We start from the raw sequence: 2,136 nt of genomic DNA, 5'->3' as shown, positions 1-2,136 counted from the left end.
CAGGGTGAGCGCGTATAATTTTTTCTGAAATCAATAAAATCAAACAGTTAAGATGCGAGCTTCACAATACATATGAACTGTAACTTATTGATTTATAGGGGTACGCGCTCGCCCTGCGGCCTGACCGTGCGCGCCGACGTTGACGGCGGGGCGATGTCGTCTGACGTCGGCCCCTTGATTTTGCGCGGCGTCGACCGGCAGATCGGTCTGACCGAACGACTCGCCCAGACGGTCGATGACCAACGCCATCCGTCCGACATCACCCAATCCCCTGCGCGACCGGCTCGCCCAGCGGATCGTTCAGATCGGCGGCGGAGACGAAGATGGCAACGACGCCAATGCGCGGCGCCGCGATCCGCTGTTCACGCTCGGCGTGGAGCGCCGTCCCTTGGATGAGGCCATGGACTTGGCCAGTGCACCCACGTTCTCGCGCCTGGAGAATGCCGTTTCGAGCAAGGACATCGATCGGATGGCGCAGGCCTTCGTCGATCCGTTCATCGCCAGCGATCCCGAAGCACCCGCGGTGATCGTGATCGACCTGGACCCTTCCGAGGATCCCACCCACGGACAGCAGGAATTCAGCTTCGACAACCATTACTCTCAGAGCCACTGCGACTTGCCGCTGTTTCTCTTCGAGGGCCTCTCGGGAACGTTCATCACCGCCGCCCTGCGCCCCGGCAAGCGCCCAACGGGGGCCGAGAACGCCATGATCCTCAAACGGGTGTTGCAGCGTCTGCGCGCGGCCTGGCCCGACACCCACTTCGTGCGGCGCGGCGATGCCCCTTTCGCCAATCCGGAATTGATGGCGCTGACGCTGGCCGATGGGCACACGGATTTCCTCTTCGGACTGGCCGGCAACCGCGTGCTCTCGCCGCTGGCCACGCCCTTTCTGGTGACCAACCGCCAACGCCACGCGGTCCGTGAAGCCAATGCCCGCCGTCTCCACCAGGCGCCGCCGAGCAGTACTCGTTCTTACCACGATCCCAACGGCCAGTATTACCAAATGGATCCGCAGGGTTACGGGACGCCACTTGAGCAACAGGATTCCAGTGAATGAGCCGACCGAAAGGAAGTGAAGGGGGATATCTCTATGAAATCCCGCTGCTGGTTCTGGTCGCCACGCTGCTGGGAGGGCTTCTCTGGCCCTGGGTTGCCGGACCATGGCGCTGGCTGATCGGCGGAGTCATCGGTTTATTTGGTCTCCTACTGTGGTGGTACCACCGATCCCGAGCGCCTTAGGCGTTCACGCCCCTGGTTAAGCTGCTGCGGTTTAGATTTCATACTGGATGTTCGGCATGAGAAAGCATTTCATCTCAACCCCGCGCCTCTTCCCGGCCGGATCACTCGCGCTGGAATGAACGAGCGCGAATCTCAACATCACACCGGAAAATGTTTGAGTTCGTCAACTCACCTCAACGCGGGCTGATAACAATCCGAGATGATACTGACCTGAACCGAACGGGTTTTTAAGAAGGGGGGTGTCCAGCTCAGTGCGGTGGATACCAGATATTGTGATCTTGGCACTCGAAGCGTCCTTTGGATGGTGTGTCGAGATCCAACTCATCGGCGCTACCGCACTCAGATGGATACCCCCCTTTAAGAATTCAAAATAGGTTTCTGGAACGACATATTCAGCCTGTGTCCAAAGCCCGGCCTGTTTGGGCAGGGCATGGTATTGCATGAGCGTTCCCACGATAGCGAGGGCGGTCAGTTCATAGGCATCCTGGTGCGATACGCGGACGGTCATTTGCACCTGGCGTCCATCTCGTTGCCCCGTTGCCTCCATCTCCAGGAGCGCCCATTGGCCGTGCGGCGTCCATCGCTTGAGCGCAAAAACAAGGAAACGTCCAATTCGAGTGGATTGGCTGGGAAAGGCATACAGTGCGAACATGCAGGCGGGCATGACCAGCATGTCAATCAGCCAACCAAAACCACCGACATAGAACCCGATCTCACGGAGCGATGGGTAAAGCGTGGGAAGCCGCTTCATTTCTTCAAGCTCACGTTTCGGAGTTGAAGTTCGCCATGGCGATCGTCTCAGACCTCCATAGAATCAGTCTCTGCGCCCTCCAATTGGAGGGTGAACTCATCGAGTTGCAGTGCCTGAACGAAGAAGCGCTGCACCTGCTCATCGAT

At 58.6% G+C, this 2,136-nt stretch carries 1 protein-coding gene and 1 pseudogene; one reads left to right on the top strand and one right to left on the bottom strand.

The annotated features are described in order from the left end of the window. Window positions 1-72 precede the first annotated feature (72 nt). A pseudogene (locus tag QZY07_RS23565) lies at window positions 73-982 on the top strand (IS1380 family transposase); the annotation flags it as partial. Window positions 983-1,402: 420 nt separating this feature from the next. Here the strand turns inward: QZY07_RS23565 and QZY07_RS23560 are convergent. Then, entirely contained in the window at window positions 1,403-1,990 is a 588-nt protein-coding gene (locus QZY07_RS23560) for a hypothetical protein (protein ID WP_295408213.1), read from the bottom strand. Window positions 1,991-2,136: the final 146 nt, after the last annotated feature.

This window comes from uncultured Thiocystis sp., from assembly GCF_903866365.1.
In the GTDB taxonomy this organism is placed as follows: domain Bacteria; phylum Pseudomonadota; class Gammaproteobacteria; order Chromatiales; family Chromatiaceae; genus Chromatium.
Note: the sequence above shows the minus strand (reverse complement) of the source record. Positions and strands in the feature narration are given on the sequence as shown.